Source organism: Methylobacterium sp. ME121 (assembly GCF_000974725.1).
In the GTDB taxonomy this organism is placed as follows: Bacteria; Pseudomonadota; Alphaproteobacteria; order Rhizobiales; family Beijerinckiaceae; genus Methylobacterium; species Methylobacterium radiotolerans.
In genome coordinates, this window is the sequence record NZ_BBUX01000194.1 from 1 (window position 1) to 583 (window position 583).

General features: G+C 73.2%; 1 protein-coding gene. It reads left to right on the forward strand.

The annotated features are described in order from the left end of the window. Positions 1-583, forward strand: a 583-nt coding sequence (gene ruvB, locus ME121_RS32900) for a Holliday junction branch migration DNA helicase RuvB (RefSeq protein WP_491892971.1), incomplete at both ends; no start/stop codon positions are given.

Genomic DNA, 583 nt, shown 5'->3' on the forward strand with positions numbered 1-583 from the left:
ACCAGCTCGACCTGATCATCGGCGAGGGCCCGGCGGCGCGCTCGGTCAAGATCGAGCTGCCGAAGTTCACCCTGGTCGGCGCCACGACGCGGGCGGGGCTGCTGACGACGCCGCTGCGCGACCGGTTCGGGATCCCGATCCGGCTGGAGTTCTACGAGATCGACGAGCTGGAGCAGATCGTGGCGCGCGGCGCGCGGGTCCTGGGCTTGGGCATGTCGGCGGAGGGCGCCAACGAGATCGCCCGGCGGGCGCGGGGCACGCCGCGGATCGCGGGGCGGCTGTTGCGGCGGGTGCGGGATTTCGCGGTCGTGGCGGAGGCCGAGACGGTGACGCGGGCGATCGCCGACCGGGCGCTGCAGCTCCTGGACGTGGACGGGGCGGGTCTGGACGTGATGGACCGCAAGTACCTGAGCCTGATCGCGCGCGCGTTCGGGGGCGGCCCGGTGGGGATCGAGACCATCGGCGCGGCCTTGTCGGAGCCGCGCGACGCCATCGAGGACATCATCGAGCCCTACCTGATCCAGCGCGGCTTCGTGCAGCGCACGCCCCGCGGCCGCGTCCTCACACGACACGCGTACCGGCA